Genomic DNA, 19,799 nt, shown 5'->3' with positions numbered 1-19,799 from the left:
TGTTTGATGTTCAATGTGCTTCGCAATTGGGTGCAACGCTACTTCTCTGACGAGGAGGCGGTGGTCCTGGCAGTTTTGCTGTTTCTGGCGTTCACCCTTGTTCTGACGCTGGGCGGCATGCTGGCGCCGGTCATCGCCGGTCTGGTGCTGGCATTTCTGATGCACGGCCTGGTCAGTGCCCTGGAGCGCCTGCGCATGCCTGAAATGGCCGCCGTCGGTCTGGTGTTTACCCTGTTCATCGGCGTATTGCTGGTGTTCCTGCTGGTATTGGTGCCACTGCTCTGGCACCAGTTGATCACCTTGTTCAACGAAGCCCCGGGCATGCTCGCCAAATGGCAGTCGGTGCTGTTGCTGCTGCCCGAGCGTTACCCGCACCTGGTGTCCGACGAGCAAGTGCTGCTGGCCATCGAAGTCGCCCGTGGTGAGGTGGGCAAGATCGGTCAGTTGGCGCTGACGTTCTCGATCTCCAGTCTGCCTTTGCTGGTCAACCTGATGATCTATCTGGTGCTGGTGCCGATTCTGGTGTTCTTCTTCCTCAAGGATCGGCACATGATTGGCCGCTGGGCGCGTGGCTATCTGCCCCGTGAGCGTGCCTTGATCAACCGGGTGGCGGATGAGATGAAGCGCCAGATTGCCAATTACATTCGCGGCAAGGTCATCGAGATTTTCATCTGTGGCGGCGTGACCTACATCGCTTTCGCCGCGCTCGGTCTCAATTACGCGGCGCTGCTGGCAATGCTGGTCGGTATATCGGTGGTCGTGCCTTATGTCGGCGCGGTGGTGGTCACTGTGCCGGTGGCATTGATCGGTCTGTTCCAGTGGGGCTGGGGTGATCAGTTCATCTACCTGATGATCGCTCACGGCATCATTCAGGCGCTGGATGGCAACGTGCTGGTGCCGCTGCTGTTTTCCGAGGCTGTCAATCTGCACCCGGTCGCAATCATCTGCGCGGTGCTGCTGTTCGGGGGGCTGTGGGGGTTCTGGGGGATTTTCTTTGCGATTCCGCTGGCCACGCTGTTCAAGGCCGTGCTCGACGCCTGGCCACGCAATGAGCCGACGGTAGCTCCGCTGCTTTGACGCGATAGTCACAGCCGCAGCGCTGAATCGCTGCGGCACCTTGCGCGCCGCAGCGGAGCACGTTGCTCAGCCTTTGTTCAGGGCTTCTGCCTGCGCCAATACTTCAGCCACATGGCCCGGCACTTTCACGCCGCGCCATTCCTGACGCAGTACGCCTTCCTTGTCGATCAGGAAGGTGCTGCGGTCGACGCCCAGGTATTCCTTGCCATAGAGCTTCTTGAGCTTGATGACGTCGAACAGCTGGCAGACCGCTTCGTCCTTGTCCGAAATCAGCTCGAACGGGAAAGACTGCTTGGCCTTGAAGTTTTCATGGGTTTTCAGGCTGTCGCGCGAAACACCGAGCACAACCGTGTTGGCTGCCTGAAACTGCGCGATATGGTCACGAAAGTCCTGGCCCTGGGTGGTGCAGCCGGGCGTGTTGTCTTTCGGATAGAAATAAATCACCACCTGCTGACCCTTGATCGCAGACAGCTCGACAGTCTGTCCGCTGGTAGCGGGTGCCTGAAAATCGGGAACCGGATGATCTACTGTGACAGTCATGAGGACTCCTTACATTGGGGCTTGTGGACGCCAGGGTTCGATCAGTGCGTCCAGATTCAACGCGTCGGCGAAATCGAGGAATTGATCGCGCAGCCAGCTGATCTGTGTCCCGGCAGGCAGTGTCACCGTGAACGTGGCGTTGAGCATGGTGCCGCCGGTCTGCGGAGCCTGATAGGTGTCGCAGATCAGGTTCTCCAGCTCGACGTTGTGGTCGATGAAGAACTGGCACAGCTCATTGATGATGTCCGGGCGGTACGCCGAGCTGACGTAGGCCACGTAGGGCAGGGCTTCCGGACGGTTCTCCAGAGTGGCGCTGCGCACGACGCTGGTCGTGAACGCATGCTTCTTGGAGAGACTCGCCAGGCCGGTTTCAAGGCGCGCCAGAGCGTCCCAGCTGCCCGACACCTGAAGAATCAGCGCACTGCACTCGCCGTGGCGGGTGAGACGCGAGGTGACGACCGAGCAGCGGTTTTCATGGCTGGCGCGGCACAGGACGTTGGTCAGCTCCATGGGGTTTGCGCCAAGGGCACTGATGACAAGGAATTGTTCGCGAACTGTGGGGGTGGACGACATGCAGCATTCCTAGACGATGAGCGGTCGGTACTTTTTCGGACTTGCGGGGCTGTTTCGACAATCGATGGCGCAAGATTACTTGCCGGGTCCCTCGGCGCCTGGCCTGTATGGATATACCATGACTGGGCTGGAGTGCGCTGGGGCGGGGCTTCTGGCGACAAATTCGACCGATTGAGCGAGGTGCGCAGGTGACCAGTACCGATCAAAGGACGAAGGGTAGCGAAAACCATCGCTCAGGGGAATGCTCAGAGCGCGGTACTTCGCTTGTACAAGGCTGATAGCGCCAGTACCATTACGGCTCTCTTTTTCCGGCAGGAGCGGTTGCATGATTGCGGGCAGTATGGTGGCACTGGTCACACCAATGGATGCACAAGGTCGTCTGGACTGGGACAGCCTGAGCAAACTGGTTGACTTCCACTTGCAAGAGGGCACCCACGCCATTGTTGCCGTAGGCACCACCGGTGAGTCGGCGACGCTGGATGTGAACGAACACATCGAAGTCATCCGCCGGGTGGTCACTCAGGTTGCAGGTCGCATTCCGGTTATCGCCGGTACAGGCGCCAATTCGACGCGTGAAGCCGTCGAACTGACCACCAACGCCAAAAATGCGGGTGCCGACGCGTGCCTGCTGGTGACGCCTTACTACAACAAGCCGACTCAGGAAGGCCTGTTCCAGCATTTCAGCCACATCGCCAATGCTGTCGACATCCCGCAGATCCTCTACAACGTGCCGGGCCGTACGGCCTGCGACATGCTGCCAGAGACCGTTGCGCGTCTGTCGACGGTAAAAAACATCGTCGGCATCAAGGAAGCCACCGGCAACCTGCAACGCGCCAAGGACATCCTGGCCAGCGTCAGCAGCGATTTTCTGGTGTACTCCGGCGACGACGCTACAGCAGTCGAATTGATGCTGCTGGGCGGCAAGGGCAATATTTCCGTAACCGCTAACGTTGCACCGCGCGCCATGAGCGATCTGTGCGCAGCGGCCATGCGTGGTGATGCGCAAACGGCCCGGGCGATTCACGAAAAGCTCATGCCGCTCAACAACACCCTGTTCATCGAATCCAACCCTATCCCCGTGAAGTGGGCCTTGCATGAAATGGGTTTGATGCCAGACGGTATCCGTCTGCCGCTTACCTGGCTCAGCGAAGCCTGTCATGAACCGCTGCGTCAGGCCATGCGCCAGTCCGGCGTCCTGGTTTAATTGAGGAAGTATCACGCAATGAAGCGATTGGCCGGACTTTCCGCACTTGCTCTTATTATCTCCAGCACCAGCGGTTGCGGTTGGCTCTGGGGCGAAGATGGTTACTTCCGTGATCGCGGCAGCGATTACCTCCAGGCGACCCAGACCCCACCCATGCAGTTGCCCGCCGATGTTAGCGGCGTCAAGCGTCTGGATCCTTTGCTGCCGATCCCGCGTAACGTGGCTGACAGCACCCAGAAAGACGGCGAGTACATCGTGCCCCGTCCTCAGCCGCTGGGCACGACTTCCGAGTCGAGCGACTTCAGCCTGCAGAAGAGTGGTGATGCGCACTGGATCCTGGCTCAGCGTCAGCCAGCCGAAGTCTGGCCGGTGGCTCATCAGTATTTCGAAGACAACGGTTTCCGTATCGCTGAAGAGCGTCCACAGACGGGCGAATTCAGCTCTTCCTGGCAGCGCCTTGATGAGCTGTCCGCTTCGGTGGCCAAGCGTCTGAGCGCTGCTGGCGTCGCCGCCGATGCAGAAACCCGCGTGCGGGTGCGTATCGAGCCGGGCGTGCAGCGCAATACCAGTGAAGTCTACGTGGTCAGCGTCGAGCGTCCTGCCGGCAGCACTGCCGATGTGGCCTTCCCGACGCGCACCACCAACCTGGGCCTTGATGCCGCACTGACCGACGATCTGCTGGCCAGCATGGGCCGCAACGCCGAGAAGGGCGGTTCGATTTCCCTGCTGGCGGCACGTGACTACGACACCCCAAGCCGTGTTGCCTTGAGCGAAGACGGCAGCGGCAACCCGGTCTTGAACCTCGGTGCCGATCTGGACCGCGCATGGTCGAGCGTTGGTCGTGCGCTGGATCAGGGCGACTGGCGTGTCGAGGACATCAACCGCAGCCTGGGTCTGTACTACATCAACCTGGCTGAAAAGGCCAAGACGCCTGAAAACGAGCCTGGTTTCTTCGGCCGCATGTTTGGCAGCAAGTCGACCAAGGAAGAGATCGATGCCCGTGCCGAGCGCTATCAGGTCCGCCTGAGCAAGGTCGGTGACAACGTTCAAGTGACCGTCGAGAAGAACATCAACACCGTCGCACCTGCGGATATCGCACGTCGGGTGTTGAGCGTTATTCAAGACAACCTGGGTTAAGTGCGTTTCGCAGTTCTCGGCAGCGGCAGTCGTGGCAACGGCACGCTGGTCGCAAGCAACGATACGTACATACTGGTCGATTGCGGTTTCTCCCTGCGGGAAACCGAGCGGCGCCTGGCTCGTCTGGGCGTCTCGGCAAGCCAACTGAGCGCCATACTGGTGACCCACGAACATGCCGATCATGTGCATGGCGTGGGTTTGCTGTCGCGGCGCTACAATGTGCCGGTCTACCTCAGCAGCGGGACGTTGCGCGGAATGCGCAAGCCGGTGGAGATTACCGGCCTGCTCGCAGGCGGGGAGAGTCTGCAGATCGGCGCACTGGACATCGATGTGGTGTCGGTCGCTCACGATGCGCTTGAGCCGACGCAGTTCGTCTTCAGTGACGGCAAGCGCCGCTTTGGCCTGCTGACCGACCTTGGCTCTTACTGCTCCAACGTATTACAGCGTTATCAAGGCCTGGATGCCTTGATGATCGAGGCCAATCACTGTCGCGACATGCTTGCCCGAGGCCAGTATCCGGTCTTTCTCAAGCAGCGCGTTGGCTGTGAAACCGGTCATTTGAACAACCATCAGGCCGCCAGCCTGGTGAGCGAACTGGGATGGCAGGACCTTCAGCACCTGGTGCTGGCGCATCTCAGCAGCAAGAACAACCTGCCGCACCTGGCCCGGCAATGTTTCGTCGACACCCTCGGGTGCGACCCGGACTGGCTGCAACTGGCCGATCAAGATTCAGGGCTCGACTGGCGACATATCGCCTAGCCCAACTACTTAGCAAGCGGAGCCCATCATGGAAAAACGTGAAGAACTCTACCGCGGCAAAGCCAAATCGGTTTACAAGACCGACGACGCTGACCGCTTGATCCTGCTGTTCCGCAACGACACCTCGGCGTTCGACGGCAAGCGCATCGAACAGCTCGACCGTAAAGGCATGGTGAACAACAAGTTCAACGCCTTCATCATGCAGAAGCTCGAAGACGCGGGTATTCCGACCCAGTTCGACAAGCTGCTGGGCGACAACGAGTGCCTGGTCAAGAAGCTCGACATGATCCCGGTCGAATGCGTCGTGCGTAACTACGCGGCTGGCAGCCTGGTCAAGCGTCTGGGTATCGAAGAGGGCACCAGGCTCAATCCGTACACCTTCGAACTGTTCCTCAAGGACGACGCCAAGGGCGACCCGTTCATCAACGAATCCCACGTTGTGGCGTTCGGCTGGGGCACCGCTGAGCAACTGGTTCGCATGAAAGAGCTGTCGATCAAGGTCAATGACGTGCTGACCAGACTGTTCGACGACGCCGGCCTGCTGCTGGTCGACTTCAAACTCGAATTTGGCGTATTCCACGGTGAAATCGTCCTCGGCGACGAATTCAGCCCGGACGGCTGCCGCCTCTGGGACAAGGACACCCGCAAGAAAATGGACAAGGACCGCTTCCGCCAGGGTCTGGGCGACGTCATCGAAGCCTACGAAGAAGTCGCAAACCGTCTGGGCGTGCCGCTGTAAGCGGAAAAAACACGCAAGCGCTTGATAGCACGAAAAAAAACAGCAGAAGGGCTTCGCCTTCTGCGTTGATGCTGTTATGATGCGCGCCGTTGGAGAGATGCCAGAGTGGCCGAATGGGACGGATTCGAAATCCGTTGTACCTTCACCGGTACCTAGGGTTCGAATCCCTATCTCTCCGCCATACAAATAAAGACCCGTAGCTGATTCAGCTACGGGTTTTTTTGTGGCCAAAATAACCATCATTCCAGGTCTTCTGGAAATTGGTCCCGCATCCCTGCCTCATTCGGTCGGATTAGGCTGGCGAGGGTTATCAAGTCGTTCATGCGGCCTTTGGCGCGGTGGTACGGGCATAAACGCAGCTGATGGGGGATGTAAATGGCAGGGCTACAGGCTCGGGCCTAGCGGAATTGATCCGGGATGTTTGCAGTATTCAGGCGCTCGTTCCGCTCATGCAGTACGCGAACAATGAATACGACCCGGGTGCGAACCACATAGCTCACTACGAAGGGGTAGCGGGTAAGCACCAGCTCGCGCACGTCCGGGGTTTGGGAAGGGCGTCCCATCCCCGTAAACGTCGCGAGCTGCTCAATGGATTCCAGAATGGTATTTACGGCTTCGTCAGCTCTCTGGTGGCCCATCAGCCCCGCGTAATGCTCATGAATCGCTTCCAGATCGCTATCGGCTTTTTCACTTAACTCGATTTGCGGCACGTGCTACCCACTTGGCTTTAACGGTTTCCAGATCGATCGTCTTCCCTGCATCGATATCGGCCAAGCCTTCATCAATGGCTTTCAAATGCCACGCTTCTGCTTCAACGTAGCGAGACAGAGCACGTTTCAGGTGGTACTGACGATCACGGTCCGTGGCACGGGCAAGCTGGTCGAGCATTTCGACCAAGCCTTCTTCTACTCGGAATGACAGAACAGGCGATGCCATATTGGCCTCCACGGCTGCTAGCTGTAAACAATGTATACGAAAAATTAAACGGTATACTCAGTGTACTTGCTCACGCACAGGGTTTGTCAATGTTCAGTCAAAACAGATTTTACTGAGAGTTTACTTTTATCGGCTTCTCATCCGTCTAGCGGTTCAGTCAGATGCCGTACAAGCCTATCCCTGAGGACTTCCAACTCGTCGTCATTCAGACCCAACTGCTCACGGCAAGAATATGGCTGCGCTTACACAGTTGCCGGTGCCCGGCTGAAAGGCAGCTTTCGCCGCGAGACCAGCCGAGACACCGCTCGAACGCGGCGTCCCGGCCGTTAGATCAAGCGCGGTAAGGCGCGTAGTCGATGTAGCCGTGCGCATCGCCACCGTAGTAGCTGTCACGGTCCGGGATGGTCAGCGGCCAGCCGTTTTTCAGGCGGGCGACCAGGTCGGGGTTGCCGATGAAGGGTTGGCCAAATGCAGCCAGGTCGATCAGGTTTTCTTCCAGCAGCGCATCAGCGCGTTCGCGGGTCATGTCGCCGGCGAGGATCAGCGCGGTGTTGCCCAGTTCGGCCTTGCAGTGCTTGAGCAGTTTGCGTAATGCCTGCTCCTGCGCGGCGGAGCTTTCGCCGGCCATGAAGAAGTGGGTCTGGTCCATGACGTGTACATAGGCGATGCCGCGTTCGCGCATGCCTGCACACAGCGCCGAGTAAGTTTCGTCGATCTCCGGGTAGAGCGGCATATCGAACAACTGACCATAGGGCGAGATGCGAATACCAACGCGGTCGGCACCGATTCTGGCGCAGGCGGCATCGACCACTTCGAAGACGAAGCGCAGGCGATCTTGCAGGTTGCTCGCGCCGTACTGGTCGGTGCGGTCGTTGACCCGCGGGTTGAGGAACTGCTCCAGCAGGTAACCATTGGCGCCGTGAATTTCCACGCCGTCGAAACCGGCGTCGATCGCATTCTGCGCGGCCTGGGCGAAATCCTCGACGACTCGCGCCACTTCTTCGGTGGTGAGCGGGCGCGGCACGGAGGTGGGCACGAAGCCGGGTTCGCCGTCTTCGCCATAAGCGAATGCGACTGCGCCCTGTGCTTGTTTGGTGGTGGCACTGACCGGTGCTTGGCCGTCGATCTGGATCGAGGTGTGGGATACGCGGCCGACGTGCCAGAGCTGCGCGAACATGCGACCGCCGACGCTGTGGACCGAGTCGGTCACCAGCTTCCAACCCTTTATCTGCTCCGGTGTATAGATGCCTGGATTGAACAGGTAGCCCTGGCCTTCGCGAGAGATCGGCGTGCCTTCCGAAACGATCAGGCCGGCGGTGGCGCGCTGGGTGTAGTGTAGCGCGATCTGTTCGGTGGCGATGTCCTCGGGGGCACGCGAGCGGGTCATGGGCGCCATGACGACGCGGTTACTGAGGGGCGTGTTGCCGAGTTTGAATTCGTTGAACAGAGTCAAGGCAGTCTCTCCTGTGGAGGGGGAATCAAAAGGACAATGACGGCAGCAGCCTTGGGGGAGGCGGCTGTCAGGGGATGACTGACGACGCGTCAGCAGCAGCGCAACGATCACTCCGAAGCCCATTAGCCACCCGCCAATTTGCCCGGCAGGGATGTTGCGAACGCCATCATCAGGACTGATAGTTCGAGCGTGAGGTGTTGTCCGGGGCCAGTGCAGCGCTGTATGAGGCTTCAATCCGAACAGGTTTTGACATAGTCTATTGGAGAAATGGCGTTTGATTTTTGCTGGTTTCTATCAAGTGAGTGGAATGAAATTCAATAATCGGAGCGTCTATGTTTTCGTCTGAGCGACTCAAGGGTATCGATGTGTTCGTCATCGTCGCCGACATGGGCAGCTTCACGGCCGCAGCTGAACGGTTGAACCTGACCAACTCGGCGATCAGCAAGAGCATTGCGCGATTGGAAGGGCGTCTGCGCACCCGGTTGTTTCAGCGCACTACGCGTCGGCTGTCGCTCACCGAGGCAGGGGAAACCTTCTACCGTACCTGCACAACGGTCCTTTCGGATCTGGAGGAAGTCGAGATTGCGCTGACTTCGACCCAGACCGAGCCACAGGGCAAAGTGCGTATTGATTTGCCTGCTTCGTATGGGCGTTTACATGTCCTGCCGTTGATTCTTGATTTCATGAAGCAGCACCCCAGGTTGCAGCCCCATGTGTCTTTTTCCGATCGGTACGTCGACCCGGTGCACGAGGGCATCGATATCGTCGTCAGGATTGGTGGTTCAGATGCCTGGCCAGCCGCCATGGCTCACCAGTTTTTTGGGACGCAGAAACTGATTTTTTGCGCTTCGCCCGAGTATGTAAATCAATATGGGCAGCCCAAAACAGTGTCGGACCTTGATGACCACCAGTGCATCGGCTACGGGCAAAATGACGGTATGGCGATCCCCTGGTACTTCAAGGGTCGCCAACCGGGGGACATGGAGCGCAGGATCATACATCCGCACATTGCCGTGGGAGACGGAGAGGGTGAGGTGATGGCGGTATTGGCGGGGCTAGGCATCGCTCAACTACCGACCTGGCTGGTCCAGGTGCATCTGAACAGCGGCAGGCTGGTGGAGGTGCTGCCGGATCATGCTACCGAAGGCCTTCCGATGAATCTTGTCTGGCTTCGAAGTCGCGAGGCGCTGCCAAAAGTCAGCGCTTTGGTCGCCTACCTGGGAGCCAATCTCACGCCTGCCGGGCGTGTTGAGCGGGCTTGAATAATCATCGAATCGGGGATGATCGCAAAGCCGCTGACAACACAGAAGCGCGAAGCTGTCCCTGTCTCCTCAGCCTGACGTGATGGAAAACTCGGGGAGGATGTGCTCCTGGAGTTCATCGATCACCTCCACAGAGGGACGCCGCGTGGGCTTGAGGTTCAATGCAACATGATTGATCCCGGCTTCGCGTTGCCGGGAGAAGAAGTCTTTCAACGCCTTTCGACCGCCCCGCAGTATCCGCCCCGTTTGTAGCGGCGCGTCAGGATTAGTGTCGAGATCGAACATCGCGCCGTAGCCGAAAGGGACGAATCCCCTGGAAGCGGTTGCCTCACGCCAATGCGGCACAGCCTCCGGCATGCGCAGCGCGTCGCCATGCCAGATCCAGGCATCTACATTGGCCGCAAGCCACTCCAGGCTCTGTCCAGCGCGACCGATAGCAATGATAGGGACCCGTTGGGCTGCGGGTTTGGGTATCAGATCGATATCGCCCCGCAACTGGCCGAAATGCTGTGTCTTCAGGCGCGGAAACGACTCTGAAATCAGCGTTTTGATCAGCGTTAGCGCTTCCCGATAGCGTTCCGCTCGGCTGGCAAACTCGACCCCGAAAGCCGGGTACTCTGTTGCCCGGTCACCCGAAGCCATGCCAGCGAGAAAGCGGCCTCCCAGGAGTTGGTCCGCCGTAGCGATCTGCTTGGCGGTGATAACCGGCTCTCGCAACGGGCTGACGATGCCGGCAGTGCCGATGGCGATTCTATGAGTGAGCGCTGCCAGCCAGCCCGCGTACACCAGCGGATCGAGGACCTGGCCGGTATCGCCGAATGACGGGTCGTAAAATGGCACATCGCGCAGCCACAGTGCCGCAGCATCGCTCTGATCGAGGCGCTGCACGATCTCGGCCTGGTCCTCCAGGCTGGGAAAAGGGCCGTCAGGATAGCCCCGCGCGGGCGAGATGAATCCGATGGTCAACTGATCAGGCTGGAATGTACCGCTGAACGCCGTATGGTTCTCCAGGCCGAGCGATTGATTGTTCTGAGTCATCGTTTTACTCCGTTTCGGAAATCGATCATTCGATTCTATAGATGACCTTTAGGCGGATCTCCGATCTTTTGGATCAGTCATTGTGAAAAAAAATCACCAATATTCGGACTGCAACACTTAACCGAACCACTGGCAGCCCGTGCAGAGTAGAAACACTGTCGTCATCCTTCTACGAAATCGCGTGTTTTTCATACGTACCCTTCGGCCATTCGCAAACTAATCCTGCCTCCCGGTTTCGCTTTCGCCCGATCTGATCTATACCTTGGGTTCAACGTTTTGTGAGGCGAGGAGCTTTCAGATGTCAGACGTAGATCAGGTACAAAAGTCGCAACCTTCTCCCAGCCAGAGCCACGATGACGTGATTGCTCAGTTCAAGTGGCAGGGCAAGCAGATCGACTGGTTGCTGCAATGGCTGGTCAAGTTTGTTGCCAACACCAAGGTTGAGATGGGCGTGACGTTGTCGGTGGGCGGGAATCTGGTTTCCGGGCATCTGATTTCTCACGATACGTATTTCGAGCAGTTGGCCGACGATATCTCGGCACCATTCAGTTCGTTCGCCAACGGTACTGACGCGACCATGAAGGAGATGATCCTGTCCTTCAAGCCCGGTGAGTCGTCTGAAGACACCCCGGCCTTCCATTTCATTCACTTGAAGGACTGCCGCACCTATTCCACTGACGGCAACCCGATTTGTGATGCCGGTGTGCTGTGGCGGGGGCGAATCTCGGCAGTCGATGGGTTCACCATCGGGCTTATCGCCGAAAAGCCTGACGCAGCCTGACCCCATGCAGCCCCGACGTCCGTCGGGGCTTTTTCAACCCGAGACCATGATGGCTTCCAGCGTGCTGAATGCACTGGCTGGTCATGGGAAGCTGTGTCTGCAATAGCGTCACTTAGCCACTCTTTGCGCGACAAAATGTCGCAAGCCGCTGTCAGGCGAGTAATATGTTCGCCCTGACCTTATCTGCCGAATGGTTTTCGGCATGGCCTGATAGAGAGCTGGCGACAAGAAAAAACAACAAGAACTGAGCCAGGCTGCCCGCCCCGGTCGACGTAAAGAATTAATGAGTAGACGAAAAAGGCGATTAGAGAAAATGACCAAAACTTCGCGACCTTTGTACATTTCCTACGCAGGACCCTCACTGCTGGAAATGCCCCTGCTGAACAAAGGCAGTGCCTTCACCCCGCAAGAGCGGGTCGAATTCAATCTGATCGGTCTCCTGCCGCAGAACGTAGAGACGATCGAAGAGCAAGTCACCCGGGTCTACAGCCAGTACAAACAGTGTGCCAGCGACCTGGACAAGCATATCTACCTGCGCTCGATCCAGGACAACAACGAAACCCTGTTTTTCCGTCTGCTCGACTCCCACCTGGACGAGATGCTGCCGATCATCTACACGCCGACGGTGGGGCAGGCTTGTCAGGAGTTCTCCAAGATCTACCGCACGCATCGCGGCCTGTTCATTTCCTACCCTGAGCGCGACCGCATCGATGACATTTTGCGCAGCGCGACCAAGGACCGGATCAAGATCATCGTCGTGACCGACAGCGAGCGAATTCTCGGTCTGGGCGATCAGGGCATCGGCGGCATGGGCATTCCGATCGGCAAATTGTCGTTGTACACCGCTTGTGGCGGGATCAGCCCGGCGTACACGCTGCCGATCGTGCTGGATGTCGGCACCAACAATCGTGAGCTGCTGGACGACCCGATGTACATGGGCTGGCGTCACGAGCGGGTATCGGGCAAGGAATACGAAGACTTCATCGCGCTGTTCATCGACGCGGTGCAGCGTCGCTGGCCTGACGTGTTGCTGCAGTTCGAAGATTTCGCCCAGTCCAACGCCATGCCGTTGCTCGAAAAGTATCGGGACGAGCTGTGCTGCTTCAACGATGACATCCAGGGCACCGCGTCGGTTGCCGTGGGTACGTTGCTGGCGGCCTGCAAGGCCAAGAATGAAACCCTCGGTCAGCAGAAAGTGGTGTTTGTCGGTGCCGGTTCGGCAGGCTGCGGGATCGCCGAGCACATCATCGCAGCGATGCGCATCGAAGGCCTGAGCGAAAGCGAAGCGCGCAAACGCATCTTTATGGTTGATCGTTTCGGCCTGTTGACCGAAGGCATGGACAATCTGCTCGACTTCCAGAAACGACTGGCGCAAAAGACTGCCGACGTGTCTGGCTGGACTGCCGGCTCGGAAGCCTTTCCGCAGTTGCTCGATGTAGTCACTCACGCCGGGGCCACCGTAATGATCGGTGTGTCCGGGCAGCGCGGTCTGTTCACCGAGCAGGTGATTCGCGAACTGCACAAGCATTGCGCCAAACCCCTGGTAATGCCGCTGTCCAATCCGACGTCCAAAGTGGAAGCCACTCCGGAAGAAATCCTGCGCTGGACCGACGGCAATGCACTGGTAGCCACCGGTAGTCCGTTTGCGCCAGTGGAGATCAACGGTCGCACGGTGCACATTGCGCAGTGCAACAACTCCTACATCTTTCCGGGCATCGGCCTCGGCGTGGTGGCTTGCAAGGCATCGCGTATCACCGATCGGATGCTCATGGCGGCGTCCAATGCGCTGGCGGAATGCTCGCCGATGGTGACAGGGAAGGGCGATGCGGTGTTGCCGCCGCTCAAGGAAATCCAGCAGGTCAGCCGCAAGATCGCCCTGGCTGTGGCCAGGGAAGCGCAAGCCGAAGGGCTGGCGCTGGAAACCACCGAAGAGGCGCTGCTTGAGGCCATCGAGCGTAATTTCTGGTTGCCGGGCTACCGGGCCTACCGCCGTCGCTCGGTCTGATCAGGCGCGTTTGAACGGCTGATGTCTCCGCAAGCTTGCTTGCGGAGACACGCTGCTCGCAAATGCGTTAATGCTGCAACGCATTTCTTTACAGTGAAATAAGCTTCATTCAACCCAATACTCTCATCGTTTTCACATAAAATTGATGATGCGCTGCCTACAGTGCGCGCCATTGGAGCATTAACTGGCTCCCGAACGCCTGATGCATATTAATTCGATAAGCAGACCACGATGCCGACACCCAGAACTGTTCGTCCAGAGGTTGTAACCCTACTTGCCAGTGCGTTTCTGTTACTGGGTTTCAATCTCAATCTCTGGCAGCATCTTTTCTCGATTACCAGCGCCGATAGCAAAGGGTTGGCCATGCGCTTTGCGTTTGGCTTGATGATTTTCTGCGTGTTCAATATTGTGTTGACGCTGTTGGCATTCCGTCGTGTGTTTAAGCCGGTGTTGATCAGTCTGTTTATGATCAGCGCGGGGGTGGTTTATTTCATGACCGAATACGGGGTCATGATCGACGCCGGCATGTTTCGAAACTTCGCCGAAACCAACGCTACGGAAGTGCAGGGACTGCTGTCTTTAAAACTGGCCTTGTATATCCTTCTGCTGGGCGTAGTGCCCTCGTTGATACTCTGGAAACTGCCGATCAGCTACCGTCGCTGGCACCTTGAACTGTTCAGCAAACTGCTGGTGACGGTGGCGTGCTGCGTGGCAATCGGCGGCGTTGCACTGGCCAATTACCAGGGCTTGTCGTCATTGTTTCGCAATCACCATGAATTGCGCCTGATGGTGGTGCCAAGCAATTACATTGGTGCGTCGCTGGGCTACCTGAGTGAACAGGTAATCTCCGCAAGGCGCCCGTTCGTCAAGATCGGCGAGGACGCCAAACGTTCTGCGGACTGGGCCACGCATGCCCGCAAATCCTTGACCGTGCTGGTGGTCGGCGAAAGTGCCCGGGCCGAGAACTTCGGTATCCTTGGCTACGGTCGCAACACCACGCCCAACCTGAACAAGGAAAGCGGGCTGGTGGCGTTTACCGATGTGTATTCCTGCGGCACCGAAACCGCCGTGTCGGTGCCTTGCATGTTCTCCAACATGGGACGCAAGAATTACAACGCTACCCAGGCGCGCAATCAGGAAGGCTTGCTGGATGTACTGAAGCGCGCGGGTATAGACGTGATATGGCGTGACAATCAGGCTGGCTGCAAAGGCACCTGTGATCGAGTGACCTTTCAGGACGTGAGCAATCTCAAGGATCCGCTGTTGTGCAACAACCACGAATGCCGGGACGAGATACTCTTGCAAAACCTGCAGACCTTTATCGACAGCCTCGACAAGGACACGGTGCTTGTTCTGCATCAGATGGGCAGCCACGGGCCTGAATACTACAAACGTTACCCAAAAGAGTTTGAAAAGTTTACCCCGGTGTGTGAAAGCAATGCGCTGAACAATTGCAGCCGGGACAGCATCGTCAATGCGTACGACAATACGTTGTTGTACACCGACCATGTACTGTCCACGCTGATTGATCTTTTACGCGCCAATCAAAACAAGGTCGATACCGCCATGGTGTATCTGTCGGACCATGGCGAGTCGCTGGGCGAATACAACCTGTTCCTGCACGGCACGCCTTATGTGCTGGCGCCTGATCAGCAAAAGCATGTGCCGATGATGGTCTGGTTGTCCGATAACTATCAGAAGTCCTTTGCCGTCACGCCGGAGTGCCTGGCCAAACAGCGTAATGCACCGTTGAGTCAGGACAATCTTTTCCATTCCATGCTCGGCCTGTTGAAAGTCGATACCAAGGTTTATGACCCCAGTCTCGATATGTTTGCCGGATGCCGCAGCGAGTTGGCGGCCACCGACAAGTAACCACGTGCGCGGCGTGTCGGGTATTGATCGTCCTCTCACGTTATGGGGACGATCATCGGCAGCGCGTCTGCCCGGCAACAGCTCCTCCTGTCCGTCATTTGCATGAAGATGCGCCAGACCCGGACGACAGACGCGCGATAATCTCCCATGACGATATATACTGCGCGCCATTGTTGAAGGGAGAGCCGTGTGGCCATCGATATTCACTGGATTCGCGACGACGACAGCCTCGCCCGGCATTGCGCACAATGGCAGTCACTGCCTTTCGTGGCGCTCGACACCGAGTTCATGCGGGTCGACACTTTTTATCCGATCGCTGCGTTGCTGCAGATCGGCGACGGGCAGAGCGCCTGGCTGATTGATCCGTTGCTGATCAACGACTGGCGGCCGCTGTCTGCGTTGCTCGAAAACCCCGACGTCATCAAAGTGGTGCACGCGTGCAGCGAAGACCTCGAGGTGTTGCTGCGCCTGACCGGCAGCCTGCCGGTCCCGCTGTTCGATACCCAGTTGGCAGCTGCCTACCTGAACCTCGGTTTTTCCATGGGCTACTCGCGTCTGGTGCAGGAGGTCCTCGACATCGACCTGCCCAAAGGCGAAACCCGCTCCGACTGGCTGCAGCGTCCGCTGTCGGAAACGCAGATCAGCTACGCGGCCGAAGATGCCGTGCACCTGGCCGAGCTGTTCACCATCCTGCGCCCGCGCTTGTCCGACGACAAATACGCCTGGCTGCTGGATGACGGCGCCGAACTGGTCGCCAACCTGCGCCGTGAGGTGGACCCGTACGAGGTGTATCGCGACGCCAAGCTGGCCTGGAAGTTGTCCCGCGCCCAGCTGGCGGTGCTGCGCGAGCTGTGTGCCTGGCGTGAGCGCGAGGCGCGTGCCCGCAACCTGCCGCGCAACCGCATCGTGCGTGAGCATTCGCTCTGGCCATTGGCCAAGACCCAGCCGGACAACCTCGGCGCGCTGGCGCGGATCGAAGACATGCACCCGCGTACGGTCCGCCATGACGGCGAGTTTCTGCTCGAACTGATCAAGACCGCGAGCGTGTTGCCTCCAGAAGAGTGGCCACCTGCGTTGCCCGAGCCGTTGCCCATCGATGCGGCCGGGTCGATCAAGCGTCTGCGGGCCATAGGTCAGCAGTACGCCGAGCGACTGGACATGGCCCCAGAGCTGATGCTGCGCAAGAAGACCCTCGAAGCCCTGCTCAAGAGCGGCTATCCCGACGGTCCTTACCAATTACCCGACTCGCTGCGTGGCTGGCGTCGCGAGTTGATGGGGCAGGCGCTGCTGGACAGCCTGGCCACCTCCGGAGAACCGTCTTGAAGCGCATCTGCTCGATTTATCGCAGCCCGAAAAGAAACGAGATGTACCTTTACGTTCTGAAAAGTGACGTCCTCAAGCGTGTGCCGCCCGAGCTGATGGTGGCCTTCGGCAAGCCGGTTCATGCGTTCGATCTGGTACTGAGCCCCGAGCGGGCGCTGTCGCGCGAAGATATCAATGTGGTGCTGGAGAACCTCGACAGCCAGGGCTATCACTTGCAGATGCCGCCGGCTGAAGACGATTACATCGAGCACTTGCCCGAAGAGCTGCTGCGCCGCAACGATCCCATGTAATCGTTGCTCACGTTGTAAAGCGGCCCACATCGACGTGGGTTGCCTGTCCTGTTTTTAAGGTTTTTGAAACATGCGCGTTCTGATTGCCGAGCACGATTACCACGTTTACACCCAATTGTTGCGCAAGGCTGCGCCTGATCTGGAAGTTTTCAGCACTGGCGATTCTGCCGAGTTGTCGCGCATGGCCAGCGACTGCCCGGTCTGGCTGGGACAGCCCGACCTGATGGCCAATCTGCTGCGGCAGGGGCACACGCCGCAATGGCTGCAATCCACCTGGGCGGGCATCACACCGCTGCTGGCCGACAGCCTGTCGCGGGACTATCGCCTGACGCGTGCAGTCGGGATTTTCGGCCAGGTCATGGCCGAATTCGTTTTGACCTACATGCTCGGCCATGAGCGTGAGGTGCTGGCGCGCCTGATGAGTCAGGTCGAGCGCAAGTGGGACAACCGCACCGGGCAGAGCCTGGCGGGCCGCAAGGCATTGATCGTCGGTGCCGGTGATATCGGTCAGCGCGTTGCCGAGTTCCTCCTGCCGTTCGGCGTGCAGGTGTACGGTGTGGCCTCCAGTGCGCGCACTCAGGAACCGTTCATCGAAGTGACGGCATTGTCAGACATGACGCGTCTGCTCGGTGAGATGGACTACGTCATCAACCTGCTGCCCAACACGCCCGAGACGCACGACCTGTACGACGCCAAGCTGTTCGCCAGCTTCAAGCCCACGGCGCTGTTCATGAACGTCGGACGTGGGGTCGCGGTCGTCGATGCGGATCTGGTCGAGGCGTTGAAAGAAGGGCATCTGGCTGGCGCGGTGATTGACGTTTGCCGTCAGGAGCCTTTGCCGCAGCGGCATCCGTTCTGGACTGCCTACGGTCTGCTGTTGACCGGTCACAGCTCGGCGCCTACCTCGCCAGTGGCCATGACCGAGCTTTTCGTGCATAACCTGCAGGCTTTTCAGGCGGGAGAAGCGCTGCGCGGAGAGGTCGATTTTTCGCGAGGTTACTGACGCCCTTGCCAACGAGCCGACGTTTCAGGCGTCGGCTCGCAGGCATTGATTACAGCAGACAGTCGGTTATAGCGAAAAATCACCTTCGGCGGCCAGTTCTGCCAGCGGCTTGCGCGGGCTTGGCACTTCGCGGCCTTGCAGGTAGTCCGGCAAGGTCGATTTGTCCCCCAGCTTGCCAATCGCGATGGCCGCATGCACTGCGTAGCCTTCGGGAATATTCAACTCCTTGCGGGTCAGATCCTGATCGAAACCGGCCATGCCGTGGGTGTGCCAGCCGCTCAGGCTGGCCTGCAGTGCCAGGTAACCCCATGCCGAACCCGTGTCGAAGGTGTGCCATAGAGCCGGGCTCTCTTCGCTTGCGCCTGGGGCGACGAAGGTGGTCTTGGAAATGACGATCACCAAGGCTGCCGCGTGTTGCGCCCAACTGCGGTTGAACTCGTTCAGCAAGCCCAGATAACGCTCCCAGTTCGGCGTATCGCGACGTGCATAGAGAAAGCGCCAGGGCTGCGAGTTATATGCCGAGGGCGCCCAGCGTGCGGCTTCGAAAAAGCTCAGCAGGGTTTCCTGGTCGATGCTTTCGCCGCTGAAGGCACGTGGCGACCAGCGCTCGGTGAATTGCGGGTCGATAGGGTGATCGGCGATGCGAGGGTTCGTGCTCATGAAAGTCCTTGATAGCGAAGGTTGAAAACGAGCGTGGCTTGATGGGCCGTGGTCGGCAGGCATCGCTTGAACGCACTGAAAACCCGTTAACGCTACTGTTTTGCCCCGTCGCTGACAAGTCCCGGCTACCGGCAGTCGCAAGTGCTTGGCCCGCACCCCGTGTACCTCTAGACTGGCGGCCTTTTCATTATCGATACCGTTGTCCGAACCATGGCCGCTAAAGTTGAACCCTTCTGGATTCGCAAGACCCTTGACCAGCTCGATACCCAGGAGTGGGAGTCGTTGTGCGATGGCTGTGGCCTGTGCTGCCTGCAGAAGCTTGAGGATGAGGAAGACAACTCGGTTTATTACACGCGAATTGCCTGCAAGCTGCTGGATCTGAAAACCTGCCAGTGCTCCGACTATGCAAACCGTCGTGCCTCGGTGCCCGATTGCATTCAGCTGACGCCTGGTCAGGCAGATGAATTCAAATGGCTGCCACCGACCTGTGGCTATCGTCTGGTCAGCGAGGGCAAGGATTTGCCGCTTTGGCACCATCTGGTGTGTGGTGATCGCACGGCCGTGCATCACGAGCGCATCTCCCAGTCAGGCCGCATGCTCAGCGAGAACAATGTGGCCGAAGACGACTGGGAGGATTACCTGATCTTTCGCGCAGGTTGAACGCTTAAATGACCGGCTTTGGCTCGGTCAGCGCTTCCACGCCTTTGGCAGCCGCCGTTTTCACGGCATTTTCCGCGTCGTCCTTGAGGTTGTTCAGTTCCGCACCAGCACGTTCGATGGTCGAGCGTGCGCTTTGCAGATCGCTGCGGCCTTTTTCCATCAGGCTCTTGGCCGAGCAGTGACCACTGATGCCGCGCGCCAGAGCCGCGCCGCCGATGGCCAGTTGAATCAGGCCCAGAAAGCCGCCACGACGGACGCCTTTACCCATCAGCAGTACGCCGCCAGCCAGCGAGCCGATACGCTCCCAGCCGTTTACGTTCTGCTCGGGGTTGCGTTGGAGCAGTTCAGGTGTGTCGATGCGTTCGATGATTGGGGTGTCGCGCATGATGGCTCTCCATGAGGTAGTAGGTCGGAGTTGGCAGATTGGAAGCAGTTGCTCGATTCAGAGAAACTGACTGCCCGTGCGCGACACAGGTTCAATGCTTTT

The 19,799-nt window shown here is 58.6% G+C and carries 21 protein-coding genes and 1 tRNA gene; 14 read left to right on the top strand and 8 right to left on the bottom strand.

Translation table 11 applies throughout. The annotated features are described in order from the left end of the window. The first annotated feature begins 6 nt into the window (after nt 1-6). Nucleotides 7-1,077, top strand: a complete 1,071-nt coding sequence (locus LIX91_RS03520; protein WP_003409439.1) for an AI-2E family transporter — start codon at nt 7-9, stop codon at nt 1,075-1,077. Between the two features lie 66 nt (nt 1,078-1,143). Here the strand turns inward: LIX91_RS03520 and LIX91_RS03515 are convergent, their stop codons facing one another. Together LIX91_RS03515 and LIX91_RS03510 are read right to left on the bottom strand one after the other, a co-directional pair. Beyond that, nucleotides 1,144-1,617: a peroxiredoxin gene (locus tag LIX91_RS03515; protein WP_226487987.1), complete on the bottom strand. Its 474-nt coding sequence runs from the start codon at nt 1,615-1,617 to the stop codon at nt 1,144-1,146. A gap of 9 nt (nt 1,618-1,626) precedes the next feature. After that, nucleotides 1,627-2,190, bottom strand: a complete 564-nt coding sequence (locus LIX91_RS03510) for a glycine cleavage system protein R (RefSeq protein WP_003368263.1) — start codon at nt 2,188-2,190, stop codon at nt 1,627-1,629. 325 nt (nt 2,191-2,515) lie between these two features. Between LIX91_RS03510 and dapA the strand changes: the two genes are divergently transcribed. From dapA to LIX91_RS03485, 5 genes are all read left to right on the top strand, one after another. Further along, nucleotides 2,516-3,394: a 4-hydroxy-tetrahydrodipicolinate synthase gene (dapA, locus tag LIX91_RS03505; protein ID WP_003317384.1), complete on the top strand. Its 879-nt coding sequence runs from the start codon at nt 2,516-2,518 to the stop codon at nt 3,392-3,394. A gap of 18 nt (nt 3,395-3,412) precedes the next feature. Continuing rightward, nucleotides 3,413-4,531, top strand: coding sequence for an outer membrane protein assembly factor BamC (bamC, locus tag LIX91_RS03500; protein WP_003409440.1), 1,119 nt, complete (start codon nt 3,413-3,415; stop codon nt 4,529-4,531). Further along, nucleotides 4,532-5,290, top strand: coding sequence for an MBL fold metallo-hydrolase (locus LIX91_RS03495; protein ID WP_003421240.1), 759 nt, complete (start codon nt 4,532-4,534; stop codon nt 5,288-5,290). A gap of 28 nt (nt 5,291-5,318) precedes the next feature. Continuing rightward, on the top strand, nt 5,319-6,029 hold the full coding sequence (gene purC / locus LIX91_RS03490; RefSeq protein WP_226487986.1) for a phosphoribosylaminoimidazolesuccinocarboxamide synthase: 711 nt from the start codon (nt 5,319-5,321) through the stop codon (nt 6,027-6,029). A gap of 91 nt (nt 6,030-6,120) precedes the next feature. Further along, a tRNA-Ser gene (locus tag LIX91_RS03485) sits at nt 6,121-6,210 on the top strand. A 217-nt stretch (nt 6,211-6,427) separates the two neighbouring features. Here LIX91_RS03485 and LIX91_RS03480 read toward each other — a convergent pair. The 3 genes from LIX91_RS03480 to LIX91_RS03470 form a co-directional block, all read right to left on the bottom strand. Continuing rightward, nucleotides 6,428-6,739, bottom strand: coding sequence for a type II toxin-antitoxin system RelE/ParE family toxin (locus LIX91_RS03480; RefSeq protein WP_003415601.1), 312 nt, complete (start codon nt 6,737-6,739; stop codon nt 6,428-6,430). Further along, entirely contained in the window at nt 6,717-6,965 is a 249-nt protein-coding gene (locus LIX91_RS03475; protein WP_032702696.1) for a CopG family ribbon-helix-helix protein, read from the bottom strand. Before LIX91_RS03475 ends, LIX91_RS03480 begins: the two co-directional genes overlap by 23 nt. A 331-nt stretch (nt 6,966-7,296) precedes the next feature. Next, a complete protein-coding gene (locus tag LIX91_RS03470; protein WP_226487985.1) occupies nt 7,297-8,418 on the bottom strand; it encodes an alkene reductase in 1,122 nt (373 codons plus the stop codon). 332 nt (nt 8,419-8,750) lie between these two features. Here LIX91_RS03470 and LIX91_RS03465 point away from each other — a divergent pair, with 332 nt between their 5' ends. Further along, complete coding sequence (locus tag LIX91_RS03465; protein WP_226487984.1) at nt 8,751-9,680, top strand: LysR family transcriptional regulator; 930 nt, start codon at nt 8,751-8,753, stop codon at nt 9,678-9,680. A 69-nt stretch (nt 9,681-9,749) separates the two neighbouring features. Here the strand turns inward: LIX91_RS03465 and LIX91_RS03460 are convergent, their stop codons facing one another. Next, nucleotides 9,750-10,718 carry an LLM class oxidoreductase gene (locus LIX91_RS03460; RefSeq protein WP_103696837.1) on the bottom strand — a complete coding sequence of 323 codons (969 nt, stop codon included), beginning with the start codon at nt 10,716-10,718 and terminating at the stop codon, nt 9,750-9,752. Between the two features lie 298 nt (nt 10,719-11,016). On the opposite strand from LIX91_RS03460, the gene gvpU reads away from it, so the two are divergent. From gvpU to LIX91_RS03430, 6 genes are all read left to right on the top strand, one after another. Then, nucleotides 11,017-11,499 carry a gas vesicle accessory protein GvpU gene (gene gvpU, locus LIX91_RS03455; RefSeq protein WP_046269986.1) on the top strand — a complete coding sequence of 161 codons (483 nt, stop codon included), beginning with the start codon at nt 11,017-11,019 and terminating at the stop codon, nt 11,497-11,499. 313 nt (nt 11,500-11,812) lie between these two features. After that, on the top strand, nt 11,813-13,504 hold the full coding sequence (locus tag LIX91_RS03450; RefSeq protein WP_003409449.1) for an NAD-dependent malic enzyme: 1,692 nt from the start codon (nt 11,813-11,815) through the stop codon (nt 13,502-13,504). Nucleotides 13,505-13,735: 231 nt separating this feature from the next. Then, nucleotides 13,736-15,376 (top strand): phosphoethanolamine transferase, encoded by a 1,641-nt coding sequence (locus tag LIX91_RS03445; protein ID WP_226487983.1) that lies wholly within the window; start codon nt 13,736-13,738, stop codon nt 15,374-15,376. Nucleotides 15,377-15,565: 189 nt separating this feature from the next. Continuing rightward, a complete protein-coding gene (gene rnd / locus LIX91_RS03440; RefSeq protein WP_003415608.1) occupies nt 15,566-16,699 on the top strand; it encodes a ribonuclease D in 1,134 nt (377 codons plus the stop codon). After that, nucleotides 16,696-16,989 (top strand): YcgL domain-containing protein, encoded by a 294-nt coding sequence (locus LIX91_RS03435; protein ID WP_003317401.1) that lies wholly within the window; start codon nt 16,696-16,698, stop codon nt 16,987-16,989. Before rnd ends, LIX91_RS03435 begins: the two co-directional genes overlap by 4 nt. Before the next feature lie 70 nt (nt 16,990-17,059). Beyond that, nucleotides 17,060-17,992 (top strand): D-2-hydroxyacid dehydrogenase, encoded by a 933-nt coding sequence (locus LIX91_RS03430; protein WP_003415610.1) that lies wholly within the window; start codon nt 17,060-17,062, stop codon nt 17,990-17,992. 66 nt (nt 17,993-18,058) lie between these two features. On the opposite strand, the gene LIX91_RS03425 is transcribed toward LIX91_RS03430, so the two are convergent. Beyond that, the gene (locus LIX91_RS03425) at nt 18,059-18,652 is read right to left on the bottom strand and encodes a nitroreductase family protein (RefSeq protein ID WP_003317403.1); all 594 of its coding nucleotides are present in this window, start codon (nt 18,650-18,652) and stop codon (nt 18,059-18,061) included. A gap of 210 nt (nt 18,653-18,862) precedes the next feature. Between LIX91_RS03425 and LIX91_RS03420 the strand changes: the two genes are divergently transcribed. Next, the gene (locus LIX91_RS03420) at nt 18,863-19,312 is read left to right on the top strand and encodes a YcgN family cysteine cluster protein (protein WP_226487982.1); all 450 of its coding nucleotides are present in this window, start codon (nt 18,863-18,865) and stop codon (nt 19,310-19,312) included. A 4-nt stretch (nt 19,313-19,316) separates the two neighbouring features. Here the strand turns inward: LIX91_RS03420 and LIX91_RS03415 are convergent, their stop codons facing one another. Continuing rightward, complete coding sequence (locus LIX91_RS03415; protein WP_103696840.1) at nt 19,317-19,697, bottom strand: DUF2892 domain-containing protein; 381 nt, start codon at nt 19,695-19,697, stop codon at nt 19,317-19,319. Nucleotides 19,698-19,799: the final 102 nt, after the last annotated feature.

It is taken from the genome of Pseudomonas sp. B20, from assembly GCF_020515755.1.
Lineage (GTDB): Bacteria > Pseudomonadota > Gammaproteobacteria > Pseudomonadales > Pseudomonadaceae > Aquipseudomonas > Aquipseudomonas syringae.
Note: the sequence above shows the minus strand (reverse complement) of the source record. Positions and strands in the feature narration are given on the sequence as shown.

Bases quoted from the DNA above. Each gene is read 5' to 3' on its own strand.
- LIX91_RS03520 (WP_003409439.1), top strand. From the start codon at position 7: ATGTTCAATGTGCTTCGCAATTGGGTGCAACGCTACTTCTCTGACGAG.
- LIX91_RS03515 (WP_226487987.1), bottom strand. From the start codon at position 1,617: ATGACTGTCACAGTAGATCATCCGGTTCCCGATTTTCAGGCACCCGCT.
- LIX91_RS03510 (WP_003368263.1), bottom strand. From the start codon at position 2,190: ATGTCGTCCACCCCCACAGTTCGCGAACAATTCCTTGTCATCAGTGCC.
- dapA (WP_003317384.1), top strand. From the start codon at position 2,516: ATGATTGCGGGCAGTATGGTGGCACTGGTCACACCAATGGATGCACAA.
- bamC (WP_003409440.1), top strand. From the start codon at position 3,413: ATGAAGCGATTGGCCGGACTTTCCGCACTTGCTCTTATTATCTCCAGC.
- purC (WP_226487986.1), top strand. From the start codon at position 5,319: ATGGAAAAACGTGAAGAACTCTACCGCGGCAAAGCCAAATCGGTTTAC.
- LIX91_RS03475 (WP_032702696.1), bottom strand. From the start codon at position 6,965: ATGGCATCGCCTGTTCTGTCATTCCGAGTAGAAGAAGGCTTGGTCGAA.
- LIX91_RS03465 (WP_226487984.1), top strand. From the start codon at position 8,751: ATGTTTTCGTCTGAGCGACTCAAGGGTATCGATGTGTTCGTCATCGTC.
- LIX91_RS03460 (WP_103696837.1), bottom strand. From the start codon at position 10,718: ATGACTCAGAACAATCAATCGCTCGGCCTGGAGAACCATACGGCGTTC.
- gvpU (WP_046269986.1), top strand. From the start codon at position 11,017: ATGTCAGACGTAGATCAGGTACAAAAGTCGCAACCTTCTCCCAGCCAG.
- LIX91_RS03450 (WP_003409449.1), top strand. From the start codon at position 11,813: ATGACCAAAACTTCGCGACCTTTGTACATTTCCTACGCAGGACCCTCA.
- LIX91_RS03445 (WP_226487983.1), top strand. From the start codon at position 13,736: ATGCCGACACCCAGAACTGTTCGTCCAGAGGTTGTAACCCTACTTGCC.
- LIX91_RS03430 (WP_003415610.1), top strand. From the start codon at position 17,060: ATGCGCGTTCTGATTGCCGAGCACGATTACCACGTTTACACCCAATTG.
- LIX91_RS03425 (WP_003317403.1), bottom strand. From the start codon at position 18,652: ATGAGCACGAACCCTCGCATCGCCGATCACCCTATCGACCCGCAATTC.
- LIX91_RS03420 (WP_226487982.1), top strand. From the start codon at position 18,863: ATGGCCGCTAAAGTTGAACCCTTCTGGATTCGCAAGACCCTTGACCAG.
- LIX91_RS03415 (WP_103696840.1), bottom strand. From the start codon at position 19,697: ATGCGCGACACCCCAATCATCGAACGCATCGACACACCTGAACTGCTC.